Origin of the sequence: Mesorhizobium australafricanum, from assembly GCF_033977265.1 — a bacterium.
GTDB lineage: Bacteria > Pseudomonadota > Alphaproteobacteria > Rhizobiales > Rhizobiaceae > Mesorhizobium > Mesorhizobium australafricanum.
In genome coordinates this window covers 22097-48419 of the sequence record NZ_JAVIIT010000012.1, presented here as the reverse complement: position 1 = coordinate 48419, position 26323 = coordinate 22097, and the positions used below count along the sequence as shown (strand labels likewise).

Below are 26323 nucleotides of genomic sequence, written 5' to 3'. Positions count from 1 at the left end.
CGAGCGAACCGTCAACTTAGGCAAGATGGCCGAGCCGTGCAAATGCGAAGGCCGGCTCTTTCCTTCTCCCCATGTGGGAGAAGGTGGCCGCGAAGCGGCCGGATGAGGGGTGTTCCAGAGAAAGCCGACGCCTCACTCCGCTGGAGCACCCCTCAACCGTCTTGGCGCTGCGCGCCAATCCACCTTCTCCCACAAGGGGAGAAGGAGAAGGCGCTTACTGCTTCAGCACGTCCGCCCATTCCGGGTGGCGGCGGAACTGGGCGTTGGCGAAGGGGCAGAGCGGGATGATCTTCTTGCCGGCCGCACGCGCGTCCTCGACCGCGCGGGTAACGAGCCGAAGCCCGGCGCCCTGGCCGCGAAAGACATCCGGCACCTCGGTGTGATCGATGATGAGCTGGTGCTCGCCGATCTTGGTGAAAGTCATCTCGGCCTCGGCGCCACCTGGTCCGCGCAGCACGTAGCGCCCCTTGGAGCCGTGGTCCTCAAGTTCGATCTCGGGCAGTTGGTCAGCCATTTCATTTGCCTCCTTCGGCAGCCGGCGCCGGCGCAAAGAGCCGCCGCGCCGCTTCGATTTCATTCGGCCGAACCTCATGCCCGCCGTCGTGCCATTCCACTGTGACATCGGCGCCGTCGGCGCGCAAATAGGCCTCGAGCCGCGACGTCAGGTTGGGCGGGCAGATTGGGTCGCGCCTGCCCGCCGTGATCAGGATACGGCGGCCTGCAAGGCTGCCTTGGACATCGGGTTCGAACGGGATCAGCGGATGCATCAGCGCCGTCGCGTCGAGCAGGTTCGGCTGCGCGAACACCACCGAAGCCAGGATGTTGGCGCCGTTGGAATAGCCGAGGCCGAACACCGCCGAGGGTTTTGCCGCCTCGACATGCGCCTTGACGAAGCCCGCCATCTTCGATGTCGCGCGCGCCAGGTCGTCCATGTCGTAGACACCTTCGCCGGTGCGGCGGAAGAAGCGGGCAGCACCTTGCTCCGACACATCGCCACGCGGCGAGATGATCGTCGCCGAAGGCGCAAGCTCGCGACCGAAACCAAGAAGCTGGTTCTCATCCGCGCCGGTGCCGTGAAAGACGAAGAGCAGCGGACTGCCCGGCGAACCGGGCAGCATTTTGTGGATGTAAGCGTCCTTGCTCATGGCTTCAGTCTTCCAGCTTCTGCAGGTGCTCTTCGAGGTAAGGCCGCAGATGCTGATGCTGCGACGGCAGCTTCAGCGCCTCGCCGAGATGCGCGGTGTCTTCGTCGCGGTCGAAGCCCGGCTCGTTGGTCGCCACCTCGAACAGCACGCCGCCCGGCGTGCGGAAATAGATCGCCCAGAAGTAATCGCGATCGATGACCGGCGTCACGCCATAGCCCGTGTCGACAAGCGCCTTGCGCACTTCGAGCTGCTTGGCGCGATCCTCGACCGCGAAGGCGACATGGTGCACCGAGCCGGCGCCGAGATTGGCAAAGCCGGCGCCCGGCAGCGATTCGATGTCGACGACATCGGCGCCATTGCCGTTCTTGATCGCCAGCCGGCGGACGTTGCCCGACTTGTCGACCTCCTCATAGCCCATGAACTTCAAAAGCTCCTCGGTGGCGCCGCCATCCTTCAGCCTGAGCGAGACAGAGTGAAAGCCGCGGATCGCCTCGTCGCCGGGAACGCCGCCCTTGACCCAGGGCGCTCTGCTGTCGGCCTTGTCCTCGACCAGAGCGAAGCTGTCGCCGTCGGGACCGGTGAAGGTGAGGCGCTTCTCGCCAAAGCTTTCCGCGCGGGCAACGTTGCCCACGCCTTCATCGGCGAAGCGCTTTTCCCAATAGGCGAGCGTGCCTTCCGGCACAGAGAACACCGTGGTGCCGACTTCGCCGACGCCATGCCGGCCCTTGGCGATATCGGGGAACGGGAAATAGGTCATCACCGAGCCCGGCGTGCCGGCCCCATCGCCGTAGTAGAGATGGTAGACGTCCGGCGCGTCGAAATTGACCGTCTTCTTGACCCGGCGCAGGCCGAGCTTTCCGGTGAAGAACTCGTTGTTGCGGCGCGCATCGCTGGCCATCGAGGTCACGTGATGCAGACCCTTGATCTGATTGAGCATGATGTTGCTCCTTTCCCTTGTGCTTATGCGGCCCTCGCCGCTGTCCACGCCAATATGAGGATAGCCCGGCCAGTGGCAAAGCGGGCAAACACAGGATGGACTGTTTCATAAAAGTGAACGGCTGTTCGAAATATGTTCACCAATCCATCACCAGCGTCGGCTTGCAACGCCGGCGATTTCCGTTCCATCTGGGCCCTTCCACAAGGAGACAATCTTGGACAATCCGACGAGCCGCCCGAATGTTCTCCTCATCACCTGTGACCAGTGGCGTGGCGATTGCCTGTCGGCGGCCGGCCATCCGGTGGTGAAGACGCCGAATGTGGATGCGCTCGCAGCCGAAGGCGTGCTCTTCCGACGCCACTATGGCGGGGCAGCACCGTGCTCGCCGGCCCGCGCCTGCCTCTATACCGGCCTCTACCAGATGAACAATCGCGTCTGCAGCAACGGCACGCCGCTCGACGCGCGTCATGGCAACATCGCGCTTTCGGCCCGCGCGGCTGGCTATGACCCGACCCTGTTCGGCTACACCGATGTCTCGCTCGATCCGCGCCAGCTTGCGGCCGAGGATCCGCGGCTGCGCAGCTATGAAGGCGTTCTGCCCGGCTTCACCGTGCGGCAGTCCCTGCCGGAGCATCAGAAGCAGTGGCTGTCATGGCTGCGGGCCCAAGGCATCGACGCCGGCGCTGGCAGTCCTGACATCCACCGCCCGGTCAGCGGGCAGGCGGAACGCGATGTGACCAACGCACCTCCGATCTACGCGAAGGACCAGACGCCGACCGCTTTCCTGGCCGGCGAATTCATCCGCTGGCTTGGCGAGCAGGAGAAGAGCGCGCCATGGTTCGCGCACATTTCCTTCATCAGCCCGCACCCGCCCTTCATCGTGCCGGAACCCTACAACACCATGTACGATCCGGCTGAAGGTCCCGCTTTCAACCGCGCGGCAAACTGGCAAGCCGAAGCCCGGAGCCACCCCTACCTCGCCTACGATCTCGCCAGTCAGAAAAGGACAAAGTTCGTCCCCGGCATCGAGGGCAAGGTGCCGGATTGGAGCGAGGAGAACTTCCGCCGCATCCGTGCGATCTATTACGGCATGATTTCCGAGGTCGACGCACAACTCGGCCGCATCTGGCAGGGGCTCCAGCAGGCAGGCGCCTGGGACGACACCGTCATCGTGCTCACCTCCGACCATGCCGAGATGATGGGCGACCATTTCATGCTCGGCAAAGGCGGCTTCTTCGACGCCAGCTACCATATTCCGCTGATCATCCGCGATCCGCGCCGAAGAGCCGCGGCCGGCTCATCGGTGGACCATTTCACCGAGGCCGTCGACATCTTCCCGACCCTGCTCGACCTGATCGGTGCAGCGCCGCAGCGCCATCTCGACGGCCGCTCGCTCGCGCCTTGGATCGACGGCAGGCAGCCGCAGACCTGGCGCGACGCCGCGCATTGGGAGTTTGATTTCCGTACAATCGCCGGAGGCGATGCCGAGCGCCATTTCGGCATCGGCTCACAACAATGCAACCTCGCCGCCATCCGCACGGGCGACTTCAAATATGTCCATTTCGGTGGCGGTCTGCCGCCGCTTCTGTTCGACCTGTCGAAAGACCCCGGCGAGCTGAACAACGTGGCTGACGATCCGGCCTATCTGCCGGTGCGGCTCAAGTTCGCCGAGAAGATGCTTGCCTGGCGCGCCGCCCACCTCGATCAGTCGCTGGCATTGGCGGAACTGACGGACGATGGCGTGGCCGGCTATGTGAGTAGGCAGTAGGCAGTAGGCAGTAGGCAGTAGGCAGTAGGCAGTAGGCAGTAGGCAGTAGGCAGTAGGCAGTAGGCAGTAGGCAGTAGGCAGTAGAATATTCCCAATCGCCGAGGCGCTTTGGCAACTCTTCTTTTACCTACTGCCTACTGCCTAATCCCTACTGCCTCATTCCTATTTCAACATCATCCGCTGCTGGTCGCGATTGGCGGCATAACTACCCTTGTCATAGGCAGTCTGGGCCTCCAGCTGTTCCTTGGTGAAGTTGGTGTAGAGGTACTTCTTGCCGTCCTTGTCGGCCATGAATTTGAGCTTGTCCATGCCGACCGCCACTTCCTTGGCGCCGATGCCGAGGAATCCGCCGACGTCGATGATGACCGCGTCAGGCTTGTTGTCGGGCGTCAGCACGACGTCGCCGATAGAACCGATCTCGGCGTCGTTGGCACCATAGACAGTGGTGCCCTTGAGGTCGTCGCCTCGAATATTGCCCATGGGCATCTCGGTCAGCGTCGACTTGTCGATCGACGCGGTCTCGGTCTGGTCGGTGGCAGCAGCGCCCTTATCGGCCGGCTTGTTTTCAGCCGTTGTCGGTGCTGGCGCCGCGGGCTTGGTCTCGGCGGTCGCCTGGGCCGGTTGCGCCGGCTTGGCTCCCTTGTCGGAAGTTGCGTCCGACGATACCACCGCGGGCGTGGTCGTGGCCGGAGCATTGCTTGCAGCCGTCGTGGAGCCGGGCGCCGGATCATAGGGTTTGCGGTTGAAGTCCGGCTGCGCCTGCAGTTCTTCCTTGGTGGTCTCCGCCACCAGCCAGCGGTCGCCGTTCTTCTCGGCCCACTTGGCCTTGGCGAAGTCGAAAGTGACGTTCTTCGTGCCAATGCCGAGGAAGCCGCCGACACCGATCACCAGCGAGTCCGCCTTGCCGTCCTTGGCAAGCACGATGTCCTTCACGTCGCCGATCTTCTGGGCATCGTCCGCAGTGCCGTTATAGACCGACTCACCCATGATGTTGGTGGCGAGGTTGCCTTCCGCTTTCTTCACCGGTTCGGCCGGCTGCACCGCGGCTGGCTTCTGCGCTCCCGTACTGTCGGTCGCGGCTGGCTGCGTCGCATCGGCTGATTGCGCCGGGGCCGGATCGTATGGCTTGCGGTCGAATGCCGGCTGGGCGTTCAGCTCATCCTTGGTAGTCTTTGCCACCAGCCAGCGGTCGCCATTTTTCTCGGCCCATTCCAGCTTGCCGTAGTCGAAGGCGACGTCCTTCTTACCGACGCCCAGGAAGCCTCCTACCCCGATAATGGCGGATTTGGCCTTGCCGCTGGAATCGAAGACGACATCGTCGACTTTACCGATATCCTGGGCATCGTCTCCGGTGCCGTTATAGACGGACACGCCGATAATGTTGGTCATCAGCGCGCCCTCGGCGCGCATGGCCGGAGCCGGGTTTTCGGCTGCGGGAGCCTGAGCCGGCGCAGGCGTTGTCGTCTGCGCAAAAGCGCCGGTTGCAACCAGCGTTGCAAGTGCGGTTGTCGCAAAAAGGGTGCGGATCATGACGGTCTCTCCTCGTGCCTGATTTCGTGCATGACGCTCCCTGGGCCTAGCCTCGGATCGGCAGGTCGGAAGCGGCATTGTCGACAGGTTCACAACGTTGTGACCGTGACGTTGTTCCAAAAAGCCATGTCGGCATCGCCGCTCTGATTCCTGACCCCCGCGGGAACCTTTGCGCCGGCACTTCCGTTCCAGCCTGCGGCTGAGGCGTCATTCAGCCATGCTGAGGATGACACGGAGTGGGTATGCGGTTTGCTGCAGTGCTGAACCAGGACGGTGGCATGCTTCGCACCATCGACATCCAGGCTTTTTCCGACCAGCTGCGTCAGATACTCGAAGCTGCCGGACATTCTGTTGAGATCGAAATCGTCGCCGGTCGCGACATCGCCACGGCGTTGGAAAGAGCCATTGCGAAGCGGAACGTCGACGTCATCCTCGCCGCCGGCGGCGACGGGACGATTTCCACGGCCGCATCCCTTCTCATGAACAAGGAAAAAGCCTTGGCCATTCTCCCGGCCGGTACGATGAATCTCTTCGCCCGCGGCCTCGGCATTCCGCAAACGTTGGAGGCTGCGTTGAAGTCCTTCGCCGACGGAGAGGTAATCGCCGTCGATATGGCGAGCGCCAACGGTCAGCCTTTCGTGCATCAGTTTTCCATCGGCATGCACGCAAAGATGGTTCAGCTGCGCGAAAAGATGGATTTTGGCTCGCGCCTTGGGAAAATGCAGGCTTCCGTGCGCGCCGCCTGGGCAACGATCAAGAACCCGCCGGCGCTCAAGGTGAGTCTGACCATCGGCAAGGTCGAAATCGTCACCCGTACCACCGGTATCGGCATCAGCAACAATCTGTTCGGCGAAGGCCATCTGCCCTATGCCGACAACCCGGCTGGCGGCGTGCTCGGCATCTATGTCAGCGTCGCGCGCCGGCGTCATGATCTGGCGAAGCTGTTGCTCGACACGCTGCGCGGCAGGTGGCGCCAAAGCGCGCATATCGAGGTGCATCAGGCTGGCAAGGCGGTGTTGAAAATCCACTCGCCCACCAGGAAGTTCAGCGCCGTCCTGGATGGCGAATTGATCAGGCTCGAACGCGAAACCACAATCGAGATTCACCCTGGCGCACTGAACGTGCTTGTCCCTGCGAGCAACACGCAGGCAAAGGCGGCGTGAGGAAAGATCAGCTCCCTTGGGTGGATTTCTGCTCTGCGGCCGGCGCCGTCGGCACGCTCTGCTGCGTCGTCGGCGACTTGATCAGCTCCCCGTAAATCTCGACTGCCCCCCACGCGATGAAAGCGAGCAACATCCCGGCGATAAGGATTCTGAGAGCATGCCATCCCCAATGTCCCTGGCGCGCTTTGTCTTCAGGTATGATCTTGGTCACCATCGGCCTCCATCCTGCGCGGCGGCGGGCGCTTCAGGCGGTAACGGGCTCTATTCGGGAAGGTTCCCAACCGGTGGCAAGTCCGTGACGGATTGGGGAGCGTGACGGACAAGTCGGCCGTCAAAGCAAATACCTGGCGGGTCAGCGGCTCTGGGAAAAGGCGAACCGCCCTAAGGCATGTCTTCCGGGTCCGGCTTGGGCGGCCTGGGTTTGGCGTTCTCGCGATAGATGGCGTAGGCGACGACAGCCAGAGCGGGCGCGACAACGGCGCCCAACCCGCCCTTGCTCTTGGCAAGCGCCGGAAGCAGGGCGAGCGCCGCGGTAATGCCTACCGCCGTCATGTCGGCCTGGCGCCGTCTTGCACGCCCCTTGGCCCGCATCCCGATCGTCAGCTTGTGAATGACAAGGATGAGGCCGGCAATCACCAGGAACCCGATGCCGAAGCCGAGACTGGTCGCCAGCGGTCCGTAGCGCCCCGCCAACCAGATATAGGCGGCGCCGATGAGGAAGCCGACGCCGCACAGGGCAAGAACTGCGGCAAGTCCGTAAAGGATCGCCGTCATCCGCGCTCTTTGCAAAGCGGCCATGGCCTCGCCCGAAGCCAAGGCCGAGATCAGCGAGACAAGCGTCCCCATCTGAGGCTAGCGGCGGGAAAGAAGGGCGAAAAGGAAGCCGACGCCTGCCGCGATTGCCAGTGACGTCACCGGCTTCTCGCGCACCTTGGCTATCAGTTGTGCTTCTATATCCTCGGCGCTGCCCCGGACGCTCTCGAACGCGGCTTCGCCCTGCGCGCGCAACTGTTCCACGCCATCCGCGGCGGCGCGACGGGCCGCGCCATAGCCGTGCTGACCTGTCTTGGCGAGTTGCTCCGTGAGCTTCTGGATGTCCGCTTTCAGTTGCTCGATATCGGCCTCCAGATCGGCGGTGGTTGCTTCGTTCGTCGCGGATTTGCCGGCAGCGGTTGCCATTCTCTAACTCCTTGCGTTTGCGTCGGTTTCAACGTCCGTTCGATGCCAAGGTTCCAGTCTTCGCGGCTCAGGGCGCTCCAAGGCAATCCCAGGAAGAATGTGAAACGGTTGGACTCGACGGCTTCGCCGTAGCCAACCGTCCGGAAATTGCAAAAATACTCAGAGCGGGTCGGCGATTCAATGAAACGCTGAACCACTCTAAATCAGCGGCCTGCGCTCCTCGCCGAGGCCCTCCCAGCGGGCGAGCTTCTTCAGTCCATCATAATCGCCAACCTCGCAGCCGCCGTCCCGCCACACGACCAGTTTGCGGTCCATCAGCTTGCGGATCGTCTTGTTGGTATGGACAAGCGAGAGGCCAAGCGTGTCGGCGATGTGCTGCTGCGTGATCGGAATCTGCACCGGCGTCTTGCCATTGAGGCCGACGCCGCGCGCCCGGCTGGCAATGAAGGCGATGAGATAGGCGGCGCGTTCGAGCGCTGTGCGGCGGCCGATGCTGAGCAGGTTCTCGTCCAGCATGCGCTCTTCGCGCGACGCGATCCAGGTGATGTCGTAGGCAAGGCCCGGATAGTTACGGTAGAGTTCGTGCAACTGTTCGCGTTCGAAAACGCACAGCAGCATTGGCGACAATGCTTCGACGGAATGCTGCATCTCGCCCATCAGGCTGCCTTGCAAGCCGATGAGATCGCCTGGCATCGAATAATTGAGAATTTGTCGCCGGCCGTCGGGCAAGAGCTTGTAGCGAAACGCCCAGCCCGAAAGCACCGTATAAAGATGAGCGCTATGGCTTCCCTCGACCAATACGGTCGCCCCTTTATCGACTGCCAGTTCGCCGCGCTTGAAGGTGCTGATAAAGGACAATTCCTGCTTGTCGAATTCGCGAAAGGCGGGCAGTGGCCGCAGCGGACACTTTTCGCAAGGGTATTGACGACTGGCAAACGAACGTACGCTTTGGCCGGACATTTCGACCCCTCTTCGAAATCCCTGCCCTGTCGGGCGCATAGAAACGCTTGAGACCGACACGGGTTCCGCCAGCGTCATGCCCATGTCTTTTTTAAATGACATGGCGACGAATTCCGCGCATGAGTGCGGTCCTGCCGAGGAGACACTGATAGGTGCCAGCATTGCTTGACGGACTCCACATCCTCGTCCTGGAAGACGAGTTCCTGATCGCGATGGATGTCGAGCAGCTTTGCCGGGACCACGGCGCCGCGGATGTGACGATCGCGCGCGATCTTGGTGAGATCGACGGGCAGGCGCTACCTTCGCGCTTCGACGCGGCGGTTGTCGATCTGATGCTCGGCGGCGTTTCGACGCTGGATTTCGCCGCGCGGCTGCGCAGCGAAGGCGTGCCGTTCGTGTTCGCCTCCGGCTATTCGGATTCGGACGAAGTCAAGGGCTCGTTCCCTGACATTCGGCTGGTGACCAAGCCTTACTCGGGCGACGATCTGATCGAAGCGGTGGCCATCGCCTGCGGGCGCGCGAACGCGGCCTGACGGGCCATCGCCGCGGCAGGCACCATGGTGGTGCGGCTTACGCGGCGTTGGAACCTGTAACCTGCGCCGAAATCGCGTCGGGCCCGAACTCGTCCTCTCCGGAAATCTTGAGGATCTCCTGCAGCCTGGTGCGCGCCCGGCTGACACGGCTCTTGATCGTGCCGACCGCACAGCCGCAGATCTCGGCCGCTTCCTCATAGGAAAAGCCGGAAGCGCCGATCAGGATGATGGCTTCGCGCTGGTCCTCCGGCAATTGTTCCAATGCGCCGCGGAAATCCTTGAGGTCGAGCTGGCCATGCTGGGCCGGATGAACTGCAAGCCTGGCCGTCATGATGCCGTCGCTGTCCTGCACTTCGCGGCCGCGTTTGCGCATCTGCGAATAGAATTCGTTGCGCAGGATGGTGAATAGCCAGGCCTTGAGGTTGGTGCCCGGCTGGAAACTCTCATGCTTGTCCCACGCCTTGACCAGCGTCTCCTGGACGAGGTCGTCGGCCCGGTCGGCATTCTGTGTCAATGACACGGCAAAGGCACGCAGGCTCGGGATCGCACCGAGCAGCTCGGTCTTGAAGCTCTGGGATACCGCCGCCATGCCTCAGTCCTTTTTCTGGGCAGGTTCGGTCTGTTCCAGCTGGCTCAGCAACTGGGCGAAGCGGTCCGGCACGTGGTCGGAGACCAACTCGTCATAATACTGCTTGAGCTTGCGGGCGATTTCGGAGTTTGCCCCAAGCGGGTTGCCATCCCCGTTCCGATGCCTGCTTGCGGCATCAGCCATCTGTTTTTTTGACATTTCTTTCATAGTCGCCCTAGTTTCCAGCACGCGAACCGCTCTTTGACTTCAAACCACAATGTAAGCGGAACCCTCGTCTGGCTGCCCATCCCGAGCCCCCCAAACGCCCGCCCGCTAATTTAGTTCCACAGCCGGCGGAACTTTTTCTGGAAGCCGGCGTTTGATTTCAGGGGCTTGCGTCAGCGTGGCCTTGAATGTGCAACGTCATCTGAGGGAGACGCAAATAATGAGTTTGTCCGCAACCATCGCTCCGCATCTTCCCTTCCTGCGCCGCTTCTCGCGGGCGGTATCGGGATCGCAGGAGAGCGGTGACGCGTTGGTCGCCGCCATGCTGGAAGCCATCATCGCCGACACCAATATCTTTCCCGAAGCCTCCAGCGACCGCATCGCGATATATAAGGTTTTCGCCAAGCTGTTCACGTCCGTGGCCATCCGCGTGCCGCAGGAACAGGCGCAGACAGCCTGGGAGCAGCGGGCCGCGGCCAATCTGAATGCGATCGCGCCCCTGCCGAGGCAGGCTTTCCTTCTGGTTGCCGTCGAGGGCTTCAGCGAGGACGAGGCGGCGGAAATTCTCGATGTCGACGAGGATGAGTTTTCAGAGTTGCTTGCCCAGGCAAGCAACGAGATTTCGCGGCAGGTCGCGACCGACGTTCTGGTCATCGAGGATGAGCCGCTGATTGCCATGGACATCGAAGAGATGGTCGAAAGCCTCGGCCACCGCGTCGTCGGCACGGCGCGCACGCATGCCGAGGCGGTGGCCATGTTCGGCAAGACACGGCCGAAAATGGTTCTGGCCGACATCCAGCTTGCCGACGGCAGTTCCGGCATCGAAGCCGTCAACGAGATTTTGTCCTCGACGCCGGTGCCGGTAATCTTCATCACCGCCTTCCCGGAACGCCTGCTGACCGGCGAGCGCCCGGAGCCAGCCTTTCTGGTCACCAAGCCGTTCAATCCCGACATGGTCAAGGCTTTGATCAGCCAGGCCCTGTTCTTCGACCGTCAGGCGAAGGCCGCCGCCTGATCAGTTCCGAAACCTGAACTTTCGAGCGTCATGCGAGGCCTTCGCGCCTCGTGTGGCGCTTGTCTGTTTCGCGACCTGAAAAGCCCTTCAAGGGGATCGTCTTTTTCATCGAATGGTGGAACAAACGGCACCGGGCCACGTTCTTTTCCCGACATAAGAAGGAGACGCATCATGCTGTACTGGGCGCTCGTATTTCTCGTAGTTGCGATCATCGCCGGCGCGCTTGGGTTCGGCGGCATCGCCGGTACATCGGCAGGCATCGCGCAGATCCTGTTCTTTATCTTCCTCGCCTTCCTGGTGATTTCGCTCATCGCGGGTCTCTTCAGGAGAGCCTGACCGCAACACTGGAAGCCGCACCCCTCAAACGGTTTCCAGCCACCGCCGGGCGGAGCCTCGAAAGGGGCACCGTCCGGCGGACCGCTTTTGGAGAGCCCGTACTTAGGGTCGATACCGTGCGGAACCAGTTGTTAATTGAGCCGTTCAAGGACCGAGTACGGGATGTTTCCAATGCCTTCCGAGGGTCCCACGAAGGACAGGATTGAAAAACAGGACGGCGAAGTGATCGCGATGCATCCCGCCGAAAGTGGGATGCAGGTGGGGCGCGCCTTGCTTCATGCGCTGCACAATGCCGGAATTTCGGTTCTCTACCAGGATCGACAGATGAAAACGGTCTGGGCCCGCAACATGAGCGCGCCCTGGGCATCCGAAACCGCCGACGGCAAGGATTTGCTATCGCCGGCGCAGACCGAACACATAAGAGCCGCCAAACTCAAGGTGATCGAATCTGGTAACGCGGACCAGTTCGAGCTCAGCATACCGGGAAGCCAGGGCGTCCGTTGGTTCCAGCTCTGGATCGATGCCGACCGCGGGGACGCCAGCGAAGTCATCGGCGTCGTCACCACCATGGTGGAGACGACGGAGCAGAAACACCGCGAGCAAACGCTGAAGACGCTGTTGCGCGAAGTCAGCCATCGATCGAAAAATCTCCTGGCCATCATCCAGAGCATCGCCACCCAGACCGGGCGCTATACGGAGACGCTTGGCGAGTTCCTGGCGCGGTTTCGCGGCCGGCTGCAATCGCTCGCTTCCTCGCAGGACCTTGTCACATCATCCAACTGGCGGGGAGCGGCACTGCAGGAGCTCGTATCCGGCCAAGTCGGCCGCTACAGCAGCGATCTGGCGCAAAGCCTGCGGTTCGCGGGCGAAAATCCTTATCTCAATCCCAACGCCGCCCTGCACATCGGCCTGGCGATGCATGAATTGGCCGTGAACTCGGTGAGCTATGGCGCACTGTCGCGGCCGGACGGCCACGTCGAGGTGCGTGCCAGGCTCGAGGCCGAAGACGGAACCCCGCCTAACCTTTTGCTGACCTGGACGGAGGCGGTCGGCGACGCGCCGCGCAATGAGAAGCGCTTCGGCAGCGTGGCGCTGGAGCGCGTCGTGCCGATGTCGCTGAATGGCTCCGCGACGCTCGATATCGGCAAAGACCGGATGGAATACCGCCTCACTGTCCCGCGCGGGAATTTCGAAACGGATTGATCGCGCTGCCGATGGCGTGAGAGCGTTTCGCCGTTTCCAGGGAAACGGCGAGCCGTTCTGGCTTTGCCGACGAAGGCCCTTCACCGGCTGTTCACCATAAAGTCCGATCCTGTGCTCCCGGCTAACGATGCGCCGGCAACCCATCCGCGCCCCGGCGCGACCTGGGAGACCAAAAATGATGGTTGCCGACATGAAGAGGCTTGAGCAGGCCGCCCGCGTCTCGATGAGCGGCTTCCAGGATGCCGAGCCGCCGCCCGCTCCGCGATCATCTCATCTTGCGCTTCGCCTTGGCGCGATCGCGCTTTTCGCCGCCATGGCCCTGACCGCGGCCTGGCAATTGTTCTGATCCCCGTACGCCGTTTTGACGGCGCGCTTTAAACTCCGGCCCCCGGAACTTTTGCTCGCCCAGAATCGTTGCTTGCGGCGAGAGGTTCGGAGCCATGGAACACATCGCCGCATTGCTCTTCGTCGTCGGCTGTTCGAGCACAATGGCCGATTGCCGCGAACTCGAGGTGCCGGTCAGTGTCTTCGAGACCGCGCAAGCCTGTGTCGCCGAAAGGCCCTTCGCCCTTGGCGACCTGCAGGGCCAGGCTCCCCGCATCATCGGTAAATGCCTGGCCGTCGATCCGGCTCTGGAGGACGACTACGACCGGATCGACTGGAACGTGCGGCCCGACGGCACGCTGGTCGCATCTTTGGAGGTTTCCGGCATGCTTGTCGCGTCGAACGGCGGGCGCCCCGAAAAAGACTATCTTAAACAACAGTGAGATCTGGCAGGCAAAGCCCGTTTTTTCATGCTAAATGGCGGCTGGCACTGCCGAAAGTGAGGACAAAAGTGAGGAGCAATTCTATGCGGAAGATGATCATTGCCATGGTTGCCGTAGTCGCCGTCAGCGGCTGCACCACGACCGAGCAGGACGTCGTTGGTGGCGGCCTGATCGGCGCCGGTGTGGGCGGTTTGGTCGGCGGCGGCAAGGGCGCGCTGATCGGCGCGGCTGTCGGCGCCGGGTCGGGCCTCCTGGTGCGCAACCTGCGCAACGGCTATTGCCAGTATCGCGATCATCGCGGCCGGATCTACACGGCTCGCTGCAACTAATACCCGAAAGAAACCGGGGACCGGCAGCCGGCCCCCGGTTTCTTTTTGAATTCAAGTCGCCGGTTCGCCCGCCACCGGGGGACTTTTGGGCCGCTCACGCGGTCAGAGGGATCCTGATTTCCACCTTCAGTCCGTCGGCGTGATAGTCGCGCGCGATCGTGCCGCGCAATTCGCGTGTGACGTTGAGGTCAATCAGCTTGGTGCCGAAGCCGGTCTTGGCCGGCGCTTCCAGTTTCTTGTGACCCGCTTCGCGCCAGTTCAGCACCAGCGTCCGCTCGCGGCTGCGCCCTTCGATGCTCCAGTCGACCTTGAGGGCCCAGCTTCCCTTGACGGAATTGGCAGAATTGCCGGCTTCGCCATACTTCAGCGCATTGGTGGCGAGTTCGTGGAAGGTCAGTCCGAGTGCCTGCGTCGTCGTCTCGTCGAGCAGCACTTGCGGCCCGGACACCACCCCATCGGGGAGGTCCTTGCCGAACACCTGCCCGAGTTCGATGCGCAGTAGGTCGCCGAGATCGGCCTTCTGCCAACGCGAGCGCGTAAGCATATCCTGCGATGCGGCCATGGCCTGGAGGCGCGCCGAGAACGATGCCGAAAACTCCTTGACGTCGGTGGCTTGCGAGGCCGTCTGCCGCGCGATCGCCAGCACGCGGGTGATCGAATTCTTGATGCGGTGCTTCATCTCCTGCAGGATCAGGTCCTTTTCCAGCAGGCTCTTTTCTGTCGCCTCGTGCAGCGCCGATTTCGCATCATAGGCACGCTCCTGATAGCGCGCCACGAGGGCGATAGCCCCGGCAAGCAACAGGCCGAACAGCCCGAGCATCACCGGAATGGCGCGCGAGGACGGTGGCTCGAAGGCGCTTGTCGGCCTGAACAGCACGGACCAAGGCCGGCCCGCGACGACGATATCGCGACGCGCCAAAAGCTTCGCGCCGATACGTTCCGCCGGCGGCGCCTCCGAACGGAAAAGCAGCTTGCCGGCCTCCGGCTTGCCGTCATAGACCTCGACATTGACCGGCAGCAGCGGTGAATGGCTGAGCGCGACCTGGAACAGGTCGGTGGCGCGAAAGGCGGCATAAAGAAAGCCGGCCGTAGAGGAGCGGCTTACATTGATGACGTCGGGAGCGGTTTCGACGTTCAGCCGCACGAAAACCAGGAAACCCGTGAAGGTTTGCGCCACGCCGGCGCCCTGGCCAAGCTGGACCAGGCCGCTCGCATGTTGCTGGTCGTCGGCCATCGCCTTTTCGATTGCCGCGCGCCGTACCGGCTCGCTGAACATGTCGAATCCGATGATCGACTGGTTGGACGTGTCGAGCGGCTCGAACAGCACGATGGGTGTCCGCCATGCCTCGGTGGTGGCGGGATAGATCGGGTGGGCCGATCCATAATCGTGCAGAATGTCGCGTTCGACCGTCGCCTCGTCGCCGGTTTTGGCGAGCCTGAGGAAGCCGATGCCGCGCAGGCCGGCAAAGTTGTCGTCGATGTTCAGCGCGGTGAAGAAGGCGTTGAATTCGCCGCGCTTGATGTCGCCGTTGCGCGCATCGAACAGCGCCTGCGTCGAGCGCAGCAGCGACAGATGCAGATCGATGCGGCTCTCGATGCGACTGAGCGCATCGTCGGCGGTGCCTTCGAATTTTATCCGCGCCGCCTCTTGCGTCGCGAAATAGGCAAACCCCGCCATCGTCAGGCTGATCAGGGCGACGGCGATGAAAGCGACGATGGGGAAGAGTTTCTTCAACAAGCCGGGTCCAGGAACGGTCGAACCTTTATGGGCAAGTCTGGATGACAAGACAATGGCGAGGCCAAACCATGAAGGCGGCTGGCATGGGAGCCGGCCACCGGCAGCCGGCTAATTCATCGCCTCAAGCCGCGATCCTCAGTGCGCCCGGCCCGGGGATGGCACCGGGCGGGCATTTGCCGAGAATGATCATGCCGAGCACCTCGTCCTGGGTGACATCGACCGTCCGCGCGGTGCCGACCACCTGGCCGTTCTTCATCACGCAGACCCGGTCGGCGAGCTCGAACACGTCATGGATGTCGTGGCTGATCAGGAAGATGCCGATGCCGTCGGCCTTGAGCTGCTTGACCAGTTCGCCGACCTGGGCCGTCTCCTGCGGGCCGAGCGCCGCCGTCGGCTCGTCCATGATCAGGATGCGGGCGTTGAACAGGATAGCGCGCGCGATCGCCACCGACTGCCGCTGCCCGCCCGACAGCTTGATGACCGGCTCCTTGAAGCGTTGAAAGCGCGGATTGAGCCGGCCCATCACCTTGCGCGCCTCGGCTTCCATGGCGACGTCGTCGAGCGTGCCCCAGCCCGTCATCAGCTCGCGGCCGAGGAAGAGATTGGCCGCCGCATCGACATTATCGGCCAGCGCCAGCGTCTGGTAGATCGTCTCGACGCCGTATTTCTTGGCGTCGCGCGGGTTGGCGATCGAAGCCTCCTCGCCATTGATGAATATCTGTCCGCTATCGCGCTTGTAGGCGCCTGACAGGATCTTGATCAGCGTCGACTTGCCGGCGCCGTTGTGGCCGAGCAGCGCCATCACTTCGCCGGGGAAAAGATCGACGGACGCGTCGTCGACGGCGCGGATGCCGCCGAAGGCGATCGAGATGTTGCGCATGTCGACGAGCGGAACGCCGGCGGGAGCGGATTTGTCAGCTATCATCGTTGTTCCTCCCCTGAAGTCCATGCTCAAGCATGATGCGGTCCGAAAACCGGTTTCCACGTTTCGGGACCATGCTCAGACGCGCTTGCGATATATGGTGTCGAGCCAGACCGCGACGACCAGCACGGCGCCCACGACGATGCTTTGCAGCGGCGAATCGACGCCGAGCAGCACCATGCCGGACTGCAGCGACTGCATCAGCAATGCGCCCAGCATGGCGCCGAGCACCGTACCGGAACCGCCGGCGAGCGAGGTGCCGCCGATGACCGCCGCGGCAATGACCAGGAGCTCGTCCAGCGTTCCCAGCACGTTTGTCGCGGAGTTCTGCCTGGCCGACGAGATCGCCGCCGCGATCGTCGCCAGCACGCCCATGATCATGAACACCTTCATGGTGATCCAGCGCGTGTTGATGCCGGCAAGATTGGCTGCTTCCGGATTGCCGCCAATGGCAAAGACATAGCGGCCGAAGCGTGTGCGCTTGGTGACGAAGGTCATGATCAGGCCGACGGCGACGGCCATCAGCACCGGAATGGCGATGCCATGCGCGATGAACAGCCCGCCTTCGGGGACGGTGATGTTGTTGGCGGCGGCGTAGCGGTTCACGATGCCGACCGGCCACGGATAGGAATTGGCGAGCCACACCGCGCCCAGGATGATTGCGCAGGTGACCGTGGCGAGCAGCGTCTCGGCCCAGATCGGACGCAGCGGGAAGCGGAACCGCTTGCGTTGCACGCGGCCGTTGAAATGCATGAAAACCACCGAAAGGCAGGCGACGATGCCGACGGCCCAGCTCCATCTGGCGCCGATCGAGCCCGCCGGGCCGCCGCCCATCAGCTGGAAGGTAGCGTCGAGCGGCGCCACCGTCTGGCCGCTGGTGACCCACCAGGCAGCACCCCGCCATACCAGCAGTCCGCCCAGCGTCACGATGAAGGCCGGCACTTCGAGATAGGCGATGATGAAGCCCTGGAAGGCGCCGATGAGCAGGCCGAGCGCCAGGCCGATCAGCAACGCCAGGATCCAGATCCAGGGATTGCCCAATTCAAGCCCGACGAAGCGCACCAGGAAATGCACCTGGGCAAAGCCCATGACCATGCCGATCACGCCTTCGGCCGATCCGACCGACAGGTCGATGTTGCGCGTGACGATGACCAGCACCATGCCGGAGGCCATGATCGCCACGGCCGAAGTCTGCACCGACAGGTTCCAGAGATTGCGCGGCGTCAGGAAGGTGCGGCTGTCGAAGTCGAGCGGATTGACGCCAAGGCGCAGGCTGGAGATGACATGCAGCCCGGTCCAGATCAGGAGCAGCGCGCCGATCATGCCGAGCATGCGTGTGTCGAGCTCGGTTGCCTTCAGGAACCGGGCGGCGGCGCTTAGTTCCGATGCACGCGCGGTGTCTGCCTGTGAGGGAGACGTCGTGTCGGTCATGATTTCCTCCCGCCGGCTTGCCCGTCTGGCGCGGATGCCGGAGCCAAGCCTAGAAGCTATCCGCCAGAGGCGGAAACACAAATCTTATTGAAAAAACGCCGCGGCTTTGAAGCAATTCCAGGAAAAGTGTTTGACGGTTTTCCGTCCGGAATTGCGGCGGTTAAAGGGCCGGGAGGTTCAATGGCAAAACACTGAACCCTCCCGGCGCCGCGGCGCAAGTGTTGAGATCGAACGTCGGCAAAGCTTAGTTGCAGACCTTGACGCTGCCGGCGGCAACGCCTGCGCAAACCTCGTCCTTCTTGATCCAGCCAGCGTCGATGACGACGTTGAGATTGTCCTTGGTGATGGCGATCGGGGTCAGGAACAGCGACTTGACGGTGTTGCCGCCGGGCGTCGTGAAGTCCTTGGCGCCGGCGATGTCGGCCATCTTCTTGCCGTCGGCGAGCTGCGAGGCGATCTCCGCGGCGTTCTTGCCGAGCTCGCGCGCGTCCTTCCACACCGACACGGTCTGCGTGCCGAGCGCGATGCGGTTGAGCGCCGCGTGGTCGCCGTCCTGGCCCGAGACCGGAACGGTGCCGGCCAGGCCTTGAGCCGTCAGCGCCGCGACGACGCCGCCGGCGGTGCCGTCATTGGCCGCCACGACCGCATCGACCTTGTTGTCGTTGGCGGTCAGGAACTGCTCCATGTTCTTCTGCGCGTTGGCGGGCAGCCAGCCGTCGGTATAGGCCTCGCCGACATTCTTGATCTTGCCGCTGTCGATGGCTTCCTTCAGCACTTCCATCGAGCCCGAGAACAGGAAGTCGGCGTTCGGATCGGCGCCCGAGCCCTTGATGAAGACGTAGTTGCCTTCAGGCTTGGCCTTGAACACCTCGCGGGCCTGCATGCGGCCGACTTCCTTGTTGTCGAAGGTCAGGTAGAACACGTCCTTGTTCTCGATCAGGCGGTCGTAGCCGACGACCGGGATTCCTTCATCGAGCGCCTTCTGCACCGCCGGCCCGATCGCCGAGGCATCCTGCGCCAGGATGATCAGCGAGTTGGCGCCCTGCGAGATCAGGCTTTCGACGTCGGTCAGCTGCTTGCCCGGATTGGACTGCGCGTCGGCGGAGATGTACTTGTCGCCCGCGGCCTCGATTGCCTTCTTCATCGCCGCTTCGTCGGTCTTCCAGCGCTCTTCCTGGAAATTCGACCACGAGACGCCGATCACCTTGCCCTTCGCCTCGGCGACCGACGCCAGCGTCAGCGACATGGCAACGCCCGCCAGAATGGCGGCTGCGAATTTCTTCATGATATCCTCCCTGCGCCCTGTGCGGCGCGACCCAGACTGGCCCGAAGGCCGGCACAGAGGCTTTTTTTCGAGCCTCAAAAAAATAGTGATCCAGCGAAACGACGCTGTCAACCGCGATTCTGATGGCCTTTGATGGGTCCCGGCATTTTTTTCGACGTTCGCAATAAATAATGACATCGGCTTTGGCTTCTGCCACTATTGCTGGGGTGTCAGCGACAGGCCATGGCATCATCACAAGGCCGCGATGACCCGGGAGGACGGTGCGAGATAATGTCGGTCGGAATCCGCCACGACGATTTGCGCCGGCGCAACCGCGCCATGGTGATTTCGGCCGTGCGCCGCGCCGGCCAGCCATCGCGGACGGAGATTGCCGCCACCACCGGGCTCAGCCACTCGACCATTTCGGCGATTTCCGCCGATCTGATCCAGGAGGGCATTCTCACCGAGAGCAAGGCCAACGAGCCGACGGCGTTGAAACGCGGCCGCCCGCAGATCGGCCTGGCGCTGAACCCCGAAGCCGCCGCGGTGCTGACCGTGGTGCTGTCGCTGAACTTCCTGTCGGTCGCCGTCATCGACTATGCCGGCCAGGTGATTGCCGAGGAACAGCAGCGCCTGGACACGCTTGTCATGCCGCGCGACGAGCTGATCGGCGCATGCATGGCAATCGTCCGGCGCCGGCTGCAGGATCCCGACCTCGACGTCGGCAGCGTCGCCCGCATCGCCATGGGCATTCAGGGCATCACCGATTCCCGGGCGCGCGCCATGCTGTGGTCGCCGATCACCCCGCTGACCGACATTCCTTTTGCCGACATCCTCGAGAAGGAATTCGGCATCCCCGCCACCATGGAGAACGACTGCAACATGATGGCGGTGGCGCTGCAATGGCGCGATCCCGAGCGCTATCGTGACGATTTCATCGCCATCCTGCTCTCGCACGGCATTGGTATGGGCCTAGTGCTCAAGGGCGCGCTGTTCACCGGCACCCATTCCTCGGGCGGCGAGTTCGGCCATATGATCCATCGTCCGGGCGGCGCGCTTTGCCGGTGCGGCCGCCGCGGCTGCGTCGAGGCCTATGCCGGCAACTATGCGATCTGGCGCAGCGCCATGAAGATGAGCGAGGACGCCGAGCCGGTCGACGTCGGCGACGCCGACATGCGGGCGCTTGCCGCGAAGGCCCGGCAGGAGGACGGTCCGGAGCGGGAGGCGTATCGCCGCGCCGGCGAAGCGCTTGGCTTCGGTCTCGGCAGCCTGTTCGCCCTGATCGATCCGGCGCCTGTCGCCATGGTCGGCGTCAGCGCGGCCGCCTTCGACCTGATCGAGCCGGCGCTGAGAGAAGCGATCGCCCAGACCGCCGGCGGCCAGCACTCGAAATCGATCTCCTTCGACACCGAGCCGAACGAATTGCCGCTCATCCGCGAAGGCTGCGCCGCCCGCGCGCTGACCTTCGTCGACCAGGAGATTTTCGCGCCCGGGGGCCAGGCGAGAGCGGGCAAGCACGTCGCATGAACGGCAGGCTCAAGCGCCGGGATATGCTGAGATTCAGGTCAGGCCGAGTCGAGAATGGTGGATTCCGACAACCGGCCTACGCCGGCCGTAGCCTTCATAGGGCGGAAACACTTATGAGCGCTTCGGCCGGCGAAGGCCGGAACGGAGCGTACTTAAGTACGTGAGTACCGGAAGCGCAGGAAGCCGCCATTCGCAGGCCGGCCTCACCTGAATATCGGCATATCCCTAATCTTCCCTGATCGCATAGCCCGCCCCGCGGATGGTGCGGATGACATCGGGCATGCGGCCGTTGTTGACGGCCTTGCGCAGGCGCCCGACATGCACGTCGACCGTGCGCTCGTCGATATAGATCGTCTCGCCCCAGACATTGTCGAGCAGTTGACTGCGCGAGAATACCCGGCCGGGATGACGCATCATGAATTCGAGCAGCCGGAACTCGGTCGGGCCGAGCCTGATCTCGCTCTTCTTGCGGTAGACGCGATGCGATTCGCGGTCGAGCACGATGTCGCCGACCTTGAGCACGCTGGACAGCACCTCCGGCTTGGCGCGACGCAGCAGCGCCTTGACGCGGGCCATGAACTCCGGCGTCGAGAACGGCTTGACCAGATAGTCGTCGGCGCCGGTCGAGAGGCCGCGCACACGGTCGCTTTCCTCGCCGCGCGCCGTCAGCATGATGATCGGCAGCCGCTCGGTCTCGGGCCGCATCCTGAGGCGCCGGCAAAGCTCGATGCCGGAAACGGCCGGCACCATCCAGTCGAGCACGAGCAGGTCGGGAACGTTTTCCTGAAGGCGGATTTCGGCCTCGTCGCCGCGGGTCACCACTTCGACCTGGTAACCCTCGGATTCGAGATTGTAGCGGAGCAGCACCCCCAGCGGCTCCTCGTCCTCCACCACCATGATGCGTGGCGCGATCATTGCAGGTTACCCTTGTCAGGCCGCCGGCGCCGACATTGCCGTCTCGTCCTGCTTCGGGCGATTCGCGGGCAACTGGATGCCGGTCAGCACATAGTAGGCGTTCTCGGCGATGTTGGTCACATGGTCGCCGATGCGTTCGAGATTCTTGGCGCAGAACAGAAGATGCGTGCAAGCGGTGATGTTGCGCGGATCTTCCATCATATAGGTCAGGAGCTCGCGGAAGACGGAGGTGTATTTGACGTCGATGCGCTCGTCGTCGTTGCGAAGCTTGGCCAGCGCCGTGGCGTCGCCCACCGTATATTCCTGGATCACGGCCTGGACCTGGATCAGCACCAGCTGCGCCATGGAATCGATCGAATGCGTGAGGTCGCGCGGCGCCGCGCTGACGCCGACCGAACCTACGCGCTTGGCGATGTTCTTGGCAAGGTCGCCGATGCGTTCGAGGTCGCCCGCCATGCGGATCGAGCCGACCACGTGGCGAAGATCGTCCGCCATCGGCTGCCGCTTGGCGATGAGCGTGATGGCGCGGTCGTCAAGCTCGCGCTGACGCGCGTCCATGATGGCGTCGTCGGAGACGACGCGCTGCGCCAGCGCATTGTCGGTCTCGAGCAGTGCCCTGGTCGAGGCGCCGACCATGGAGCCTGCGAGATCGCCCATGTCATTGATAAGCCGGCTGATCTGCCTCAAATCCTCGTCGAAGGAGGCGACGGTATGTTCGGCCATAATGATGTCCTCGATGAACTCAGCCGAAGCGGCCGGTGATGTAGTCCTGCGTGCGCTTCTCGCGCGGCGAGGTGAAGATCTTCTCGGTCCGGTCGAACTCCACCAGCTCGCCAAGATACATGAACGCCGTCTGCCGCGACACGCGCGCCGCCTGCTGCATGTTGTGGGTGACGATGACGATCGTGTAGTCGACTTGCAACTCGTCGATCAGCTCTTCGATCTTGGCCGTCGACAGCGGATCGAGCGCCGAGGCCGGTTCGTCGAGCAGGATGACTTCCGGCTTCACCGCCACGGTGCGGGCGATGCACAGGCGCTGCTGCTGACCGCCGGAAAGGCTCAGTCCGCTGGCGTTGAGCTTGTCCTTGACCTCGGTCCAGAGCGCGGCGCGCTTCAGCGCCTGCTCGACGCGGCTGTCCATCTCGGCCTTGCTGATCTTCTCATAGAGCCTGACGCCGAAGGCGATGTTTTCGTAGATCGACATCGGGAACGGCGTCGGCTTCTGGAACACCATGCCGATCTTGGTGCGCAGCAGGTTGAGGTCTTGCGAGCGGTCGAGGATGTTCTTGCCGTCGAGCAGCACCTGCCCTTCCGCGCTCTGCTTCGGATAGAGCTCGTAGATGCGGTTGAGCACGCGCAGCAGCGTCGACTTCCCGCAGCCCGACGGCCCGATAAAGGCGGTCACGCTGCGCTCGGGCAGGGACAGGTTGATGTCCTTCAGCGCCTTCGACTGGCCATAGTAGAAGTTGAGGTTCTTGACCTCGATCTTGGCCTTCTCGACTGTCGTGTCGGCTACGTTCAGGTCGGTGGACAACATCGGTTTCATCTGTCCTCTCTGCGTCCGGTTAGGCTGCGGGCGATGATGCTCAGCCCGAGAACCGTCAGGGTGATTATGAGTGCGCCCGTCCAGGCCAGTTGCTGCCATTCCTCATAGGGGCTGAGAGCGAACTGGAAGATGGTCACCGGCAGGCTGGCCATCGGGGCATTGAGATTGCTCGACCAGAATTGGTTGTTGAGCGCGGTGAAGAGAAGCGGCGCCGTCTCGCCGGAGATGCGGGCGATCGCCAAAAGGATGCCGGTGACGATGCCTGACATTGCCGCGCGATAGGCGACCGAGCGGATCACCACCCAGCGCGGCGCGCCGATGGCGGTGCCCGCCTCGCGCAGCGCGTTGGGCACAAGGTTGAGCATGTCCTCGGTGGTGCGCACCACGACGGGGATCACCAGGATGGACAGCGCGACGGCGCCGGCAATCGCCGAGAAGTGCCCCATCGGCCGCACCAACAGCTCATAGACGAACAGGCCGACGATGATCGAGGGCGCCGACAACAGGATGTCGTTGATGAAGCGCACCACCGTGGTGAGCTTCGAGAAGCGACCATACTCGGCCATGTAGGTGCCGGCCAGCACGCCGATCGGCGTGCCGACGACGATGCCGATGATGGTCATCATGATGCTGCCGTAGATGGCGTTGAGCAGGCCGCCGGCATCGCCGGGCGGCGGCGTCATTTGCGTGAACACGGCCAGCGATACTCCGGAGAGCCCTTTGTAGAGCAGGGCGCCGAGGATCAGCGCCAGCCAGGCGAGGCCGATGCCCGCCGCGACGACGCATAGCGCCATCATCACGGCATTCTTGCGCTTGCGGCTTTGGTGAAGCGATGCGGCTGTCGACATCGATCAGGCTCCCGTGCGGCTATCGATGCGCAACAGCATGTAGCGTGCGAGCGCGAGGATGATGAAGGTTATGATGAACAGGATCAGGCCGAGCGCCACCAGCGAGGACGTGTAAAGCGCGCCATCGGCCTCGGTGAATTCATTGGCGATCGTCGCCGATATTGTCGTGCCCGGCGCAAACAGCGAGGCGCTGATGCGATGCGCGTTGCCGATGACGAAGGTCACGGCCATCGTCTCGCCGAGCGCGCGGCCAAGGCCGAGCATGACGCCGCCCATGATGCCGACGCGGGTATAGGGGATGGTCACGCGCCGGGTCACTTCCCAGGTCGTGCAGCCGATACCGTATGCCGATTCCTTCAGCACCGCCGGCACGGTGTCGAACACGTCCTTGGTGATCGAGGTGATGAACGGCAGCACCATGATGGCGAGGATCAGCGACGAGGTCAGCAGGCCGATGCCGTAGGGCGGGCCGGCAAACAGGCTGTTGAGGCCGGGGATGCCTTTGAAGAGCCAGATGACGAAGGGCTGGACCGTCGTCTGCAGGAACGGCGCGAAGACGAACAGGCCCCAGATGCCGTAGATGATCGAGGGAATGCCTGCGAGCAGCTCGACCGCGATGGCGATCGGGCGCCTAAGTGGACGCGGGCAGAGCTCGGTCAGGAAGATGGCGATGCCGATACCGATCGGCACGGCGATGATGATGGCGATGGCCGAGGTGACGACGGTGCCATAGATGGGCGCCAAGGCGCCGAAATTCTCGGTGACCGGATTCCAGGATTCGGTCGTCAGGAAGGATACGCCGAATTTCGACAGCGCTTCCCACGATCCGGCGATCAGCGAGATGGCGACCCCGCCGAGAAGAACCAGCACGAGGATGGCGGATGCGCGCGTGGCCGCCCGGAAGACCGTATCGGTCAAGGCGAAACGGCGCACTGTCGCTTCCCTGGTCCGCACGGCGGACAAAGTCGCGGCTTCGGAAACGGCGGTCATCTAGCCCCTCGCATTTCGAAAGAGAGACGGGAGGGCACCGGAAGCGCCCTCCCTCGTTCCATAGGAATTACATGCCGGAGTAGAGCGGCTTGCCGTCCTTGTCGACGATGTCCTTGCCCCACATTTCCTCGACGCTCTTCACGACCGCGTCGGGCATCGGGACGTAGTCCAGTGCGCCGGCCATCTCGTCGCCCTTGGCGTAGGACCAGGCGAAGAATTTGAGCGCTTCGGTCGTGGCCGCCGCGTCGTCGGGCTTCTTGTAGACGAGGATCCAGGTGGCGGAGGTCATCGGCCAGGATTCCGCGCCCGCCTGGTTGGCCAGGATGACGCCGTAGCCCGGCTGCGAGCTCCAGTCGGCATTGGCCGCGGCAGCCGAGAACGCCGCCGCCGTCGGCTCGACCTTCTTGCCGTCCTTGTTGATCATGTCGGTATAGGTAAGCTTGTTCTGCTTGGCGTAGGCATACTCGACATAGCCGATCGCGCCGCCGGTCTGCGAGACGTTGTTGGCGACGCCTTCGTTGCCCTTGGCGCCGATGCCCACCGGCCACTCAAGCGCCTTGTCGACGCCAACCTTCGACTTCCAGTCGGCGCTGACGTCGCCCAGATAGTAGCTGAAGTTGAACGTGGTGCCGGAGCCGTCCGAACGATGGACGACCGCGATCGCCTGGTCGGGCAGCTTGGCGTCGGGGTTGAGCTTCTTGATCGCCGCGTCGTTCCAGTTGGTGATCTTGCCCATGAAGATGTCGGCCAGCGTCGGGCCGTCGAGCACCAGTTCGCCCGGCTTGACACCTTCGAGGTTGACGACCGGAACGATGCCGCCCATCACCATCGGGAACTGCGCCAGCCCGGCGGAGTCGAGCTCATCGCCCTTCAGCGGCGCGTCGGAAGCGCCGAAGGTAACGGTCTTGGCCTTGATCTGCTTGATGCCGCCGCCGGAGCCGATCGACTGGTAGTTGAGACCGATGCCGGTCTCCTTCTTGTAGGCGTCTGCCCACTTTGCGTAGATCGGATAGGGGAAGGTGGCGCCGGCGCCGGAAATGTCGGCAGCCACCGCGGCGGAGATGCTAAGGGTTGATGCCGCAGCGATTGCAATCGCAACGGCCGCCGAGCGGATGAAGTGTCTCATGTGGCCTGCTCCTGTTCGGAAGATGGTCTCGCGGCGCCCATTTCTGTCGGCGCCTGACGAGGGCAATAGCCTTCGATTATTACAGTCGCATGACAGTTTCATGTCAGCCCGGTAACGGCTGAACGGTGACGTCGGGAGTGGCCTCGGGCGGCCTCTCGGGGTCATCCGGAGTTTGCCGCGGGAATCAGCAACTTGTCTGACTTTTGAAACAAAATTTATCCCGGCGGCCGGGTCACGGCCGCCGGGAAATAAAATCCGGACGAGAGCGCGTTGCCTGAATGCCAGAGCGGATCATGGCCTGGCCATCGCCGAAAACAGGTCCGTTGGGGTAGAGTCGACGCTGTTCCATGCCGGCGGT

At 63.1% G+C, this 26323-nt stretch carries 30 protein-coding genes and 1 pseudogene; 11 read left to right on the top strand and 20 right to left on the bottom strand.

The window, feature by feature from the left end; all coding sequences use genetic code 11:
• Nucleotides 1-214: 214 nt before the first annotated feature.
• The 3 genes from RFM98_RS21860 to RFM98_RS21850 are packed head-to-tail and all read right to left on the bottom strand — an operon-like array spanning nt 215 to nt 2082.
• Nucleotides 215-514, bottom strand: coding sequence for a GNAT family N-acetyltransferase (locus RFM98_RS21860; RefSeq protein WP_040998912.1), 300 nt, complete (start codon nt 512-514; stop codon nt 215-217).
• 1 nt (nt 515) lies between these two features.
• The gene (locus RFM98_RS21855) at nt 516-1145 is read right to left on the bottom strand and encodes an alpha/beta hydrolase (RefSeq protein WP_320310778.1); all 630 of its coding nucleotides are present in this window, start codon (nt 1143-1145) and stop codon (nt 516-518) included.
• Between the two features lie 4 nt (nt 1146-1149).
• Nucleotides 1150-2082, bottom strand: coding sequence for a VOC family protein (locus RFM98_RS21850; RefSeq protein WP_320310777.1), 933 nt, complete (start codon nt 2080-2082; stop codon nt 1150-1152).
• Nucleotides 2083-2296: 214 nt separating this feature from the next.
• Between RFM98_RS21850 and RFM98_RS21845 the strand changes: the two genes are divergently transcribed.
• The gene (locus RFM98_RS21845) at nt 2297-3850 is read left to right on the top strand and encodes an alkaline phosphatase family protein (RefSeq protein WP_320310776.1); all 1554 of its coding nucleotides are present in this window, start codon (nt 2297-2299) and stop codon (nt 3848-3850) included.
• A gap of 162 nt (nt 3851-4012) precedes the next feature.
• On the opposite strand, the gene RFM98_RS21840 is transcribed toward RFM98_RS21845, so the two are convergent.
• Nucleotides 4013-5380: a PRC-barrel domain-containing protein gene (locus tag RFM98_RS21840; protein WP_320310775.1), complete on the bottom strand. Its 1368-nt coding sequence runs from the start codon at nt 5378-5380 to the stop codon at nt 4013-4015.
• A gap of 242 nt (nt 5381-5622) precedes the next feature.
• Between RFM98_RS21840 and RFM98_RS21835 the strand changes: the two are divergent.
• Together RFM98_RS21835 and RFM98_RS21830 are read left to right on the top strand one after the other, a co-directional pair.
• A pseudogene (locus RFM98_RS21835) lies at nt 5623-5940 on the top strand (diacylglycerol/lipid kinase family protein); the annotation flags it as partial.
• Between the two features lie 78 nt (nt 5941-6018).
• On the top strand, nt 6019-6543 hold the full coding sequence (locus RFM98_RS21830; RefSeq protein ID WP_320310903.1) for a diacylglycerol/lipid kinase family protein: 525 nt from the start codon (nt 6019-6021) through the stop codon (nt 6541-6543).
• Between the two features lie 7 nt (nt 6544-6550).
• Here RFM98_RS21830 and RFM98_RS21825 read toward each other — a convergent pair whose 3' ends face one another.
• From RFM98_RS21825 to RFM98_RS21810, 4 genes are all read right to left on the bottom strand, one after another.
• Nucleotides 6551-6757, bottom strand: a complete 207-nt coding sequence (locus RFM98_RS21825) for a hypothetical protein (RefSeq protein WP_430682335.1) — start codon at nt 6755-6757, stop codon at nt 6551-6553.
• A gap of 167 nt (nt 6758-6924) precedes the next feature.
• Nucleotides 6925-7389, bottom strand: a complete 465-nt coding sequence (locus RFM98_RS21820) for a phage holin family protein (RefSeq protein ID WP_320310774.1) — start codon at nt 7387-7389, stop codon at nt 6925-6927.
• A 6-nt stretch (nt 7390-7395) separates the two neighbouring features.
• Nucleotides 7396-7722: an ElaB/YgaM/YqjD family protein gene (locus RFM98_RS21815; protein ID WP_320310773.1), complete on the bottom strand. Its 327-nt coding sequence runs from the start codon at nt 7720-7722 to the stop codon at nt 7396-7398.
• 198 nt (nt 7723-7920) lie between these two features.
• Nucleotides 7921-8682, bottom strand: coding sequence for a Crp/Fnr family transcriptional regulator (locus tag RFM98_RS21810; protein WP_320310896.1), 762 nt, complete (start codon nt 8680-8682; stop codon nt 7921-7923).
• Nucleotides 8683-8834: 152 nt separating this feature from the next.
• On the opposite strand from RFM98_RS21810, the gene RFM98_RS21805 reads away from it, so the two are divergent.
• Nucleotides 8835-9215, top strand: a complete 381-nt coding sequence (locus RFM98_RS21805) for a response regulator (protein WP_320214946.1) — start codon at nt 8835-8837, stop codon at nt 9213-9215.
• Between the two features lie 37 nt (nt 9216-9252).
• Here RFM98_RS21805 and RFM98_RS21800 read toward each other — a convergent pair whose 3' ends face one another.
• Entirely contained in the window at nt 9253-9804 is a 552-nt protein-coding gene (locus tag RFM98_RS21800; RefSeq protein ID WP_027166584.1) for an RNA polymerase sigma factor, read from the bottom strand.
• Nucleotides 9805-9807: 3 nt separating this feature from the next.
• Entirely contained in the window at nt 9808-10011 is a 204-nt protein-coding gene (locus RFM98_RS21795) for a NepR family anti-sigma factor (protein ID WP_095767379.1), read from the bottom strand.
• Between the two features lie 217 nt (nt 10012-10228).
• On the opposite strand from RFM98_RS21795, the gene RFM98_RS21790 reads away from it, so the two are divergent.
• The 6 genes from RFM98_RS21790 (at nt 10229) to RFM98_RS21765 (ending at nt 13658) form a co-directional block, all read left to right on the top strand.
• A complete protein-coding gene (locus tag RFM98_RS21790) occupies nt 10229-11023 on the top strand; it encodes a response regulator (protein WP_320214945.1) in 795 nt (264 codons plus the stop codon).
• 171 nt (nt 11024-11194) lie between these two features.
• Nucleotides 11195-11359 carry a DUF1328 domain-containing protein gene (locus RFM98_RS21785; protein ID WP_018429836.1) on the top strand — a complete coding sequence of 55 codons (165 nt, stop codon included), beginning with the start codon at nt 11195-11197 and terminating at the stop codon, nt 11357-11359.
• A 171-nt stretch (nt 11360-11530) separates the two neighbouring features.
• A complete protein-coding gene (locus RFM98_RS21780) occupies nt 11531-12562 on the top strand; it encodes a sensor histidine kinase (RefSeq protein WP_430682334.1) in 1032 nt (343 codons plus the stop codon).
• A gap of 175 nt (nt 12563-12737) precedes the next feature.
• Nucleotides 12738-12908, top strand: coding sequence for a hypothetical protein (locus tag RFM98_RS21775; RefSeq protein WP_320310772.1), 171 nt, complete (start codon nt 12738-12740; stop codon nt 12906-12908).
• A 94-nt stretch (nt 12909-13002) separates the two neighbouring features.
• Nucleotides 13003-13329, top strand: coding sequence for a hypothetical protein (locus RFM98_RS21770; RefSeq protein ID WP_320310771.1), 327 nt, complete (start codon nt 13003-13005; stop codon nt 13327-13329).
• A gap of 83 nt (nt 13330-13412) precedes the next feature.
• Entirely contained in the window at nt 13413-13658 is a 246-nt protein-coding gene (locus tag RFM98_RS21765; RefSeq protein ID WP_027166589.1) for a YMGG-like glycine zipper-containing protein, read from the top strand.
• A gap of 94 nt (nt 13659-13752) precedes the next feature.
• Here the strand turns inward: RFM98_RS21765 and RFM98_RS21760 are convergent, their stop codons facing one another.
• The 4 genes from RFM98_RS21760 to xylF all read right to left on the bottom strand — a co-directional run bounded on the left by RFM98_RS21760 (nt 13753) and on the right by xylF (nt 19034).
• Complete coding sequence (locus tag RFM98_RS21760; RefSeq protein WP_320310770.1) at nt 13753-15393, bottom strand: CHASE domain-containing protein; 1641 nt, start codon at nt 15391-15393, stop codon at nt 13753-13755.
• A 124-nt stretch (nt 15394-15517) separates the two neighbouring features.
• Nucleotides 15518-16321 carry an ATP-binding cassette domain-containing protein gene (locus RFM98_RS21755; RefSeq protein WP_320310769.1) on the bottom strand — a complete coding sequence of 268 codons (804 nt, stop codon included), beginning with the start codon at nt 16319-16321 and terminating at the stop codon, nt 15518-15520.
• Between the two features lie 75 nt (nt 16322-16396).
• The gene (locus RFM98_RS21750) at nt 16397-17749 is read right to left on the bottom strand and encodes a sugar ABC transporter permease (RefSeq protein ID WP_320310768.1); all 1353 of its coding nucleotides are present in this window, start codon (nt 17747-17749) and stop codon (nt 16397-16399) included.
• Nucleotides 17750-17993: 244 nt separating this feature from the next.
• Complete coding sequence (xylF, locus tag RFM98_RS21745; protein ID WP_320310767.1) at nt 17994-19034, bottom strand: D-xylose ABC transporter substrate-binding protein; 1041 nt, start codon at nt 19032-19034, stop codon at nt 17994-17996.
• 270 nt (nt 19035-19304) lie between these two features.
• On the opposite strand from xylF, the gene RFM98_RS21740 reads away from it, so the two are divergent.
• Nucleotides 19305-20540, top strand: coding sequence for an ROK family protein (locus tag RFM98_RS21740; protein ID WP_320310766.1), 1236 nt, complete (start codon nt 19305-19307; stop codon nt 20538-20540).
• Nucleotides 20541-20765: 225 nt separating this feature from the next.
• Here RFM98_RS21740 and phoB read toward each other — a convergent pair whose 3' ends face one another.
• The 6 genes from phoB to pstS all read right to left on the bottom strand — a co-directional run bounded on the left by phoB (nt 20766) and on the right by pstS (nt 25965).
• On the bottom strand, nt 20766-21455 hold the full coding sequence (gene phoB / locus RFM98_RS21735; protein WP_010911896.1) for a phosphate regulon transcriptional regulator PhoB: 690 nt from the start codon (nt 21453-21455) through the stop codon (nt 20766-20768).
• 15 nt (nt 21456-21470) lie between these two features.
• Nucleotides 21471-22178, bottom strand: coding sequence for a phosphate signaling complex protein PhoU (gene phoU / locus RFM98_RS21730; protein ID WP_320310765.1), 708 nt, complete (start codon nt 22176-22178; stop codon nt 21471-21473).
• Nucleotides 22179-22197: 19 nt separating this feature from the next.
• Nucleotides 22198-23001, bottom strand: a complete 804-nt coding sequence (pstB, locus tag RFM98_RS21725) for a phosphate ABC transporter ATP-binding protein PstB (RefSeq protein ID WP_320310764.1) — start codon at nt 22999-23001, stop codon at nt 22198-22200.
• Entirely contained in the window at nt 22998-23849 is an 852-nt protein-coding gene (gene pstA / locus RFM98_RS21720) for a phosphate ABC transporter permease PstA (RefSeq protein WP_320310763.1), read from the bottom strand. Before pstA ends, pstB begins: the two co-directional genes overlap by 4 nt.
• 3 nt (nt 23850-23852) lie before the next feature.
• Nucleotides 23853-24839, bottom strand: a complete 987-nt coding sequence (pstC, locus tag RFM98_RS21715; RefSeq protein ID WP_320310762.1) for a phosphate ABC transporter permease subunit PstC — start codon at nt 24837-24839, stop codon at nt 23853-23855.
• Nucleotides 24840-24906: 67 nt separating this feature from the next.
• Entirely contained in the window at nt 24907-25965 is a 1059-nt protein-coding gene (pstS, locus tag RFM98_RS21710) for a phosphate ABC transporter substrate-binding protein PstS (RefSeq protein WP_320310761.1), read from the bottom strand.
• Nucleotides 25966-26323 lie beyond the last annotated feature (358 nt).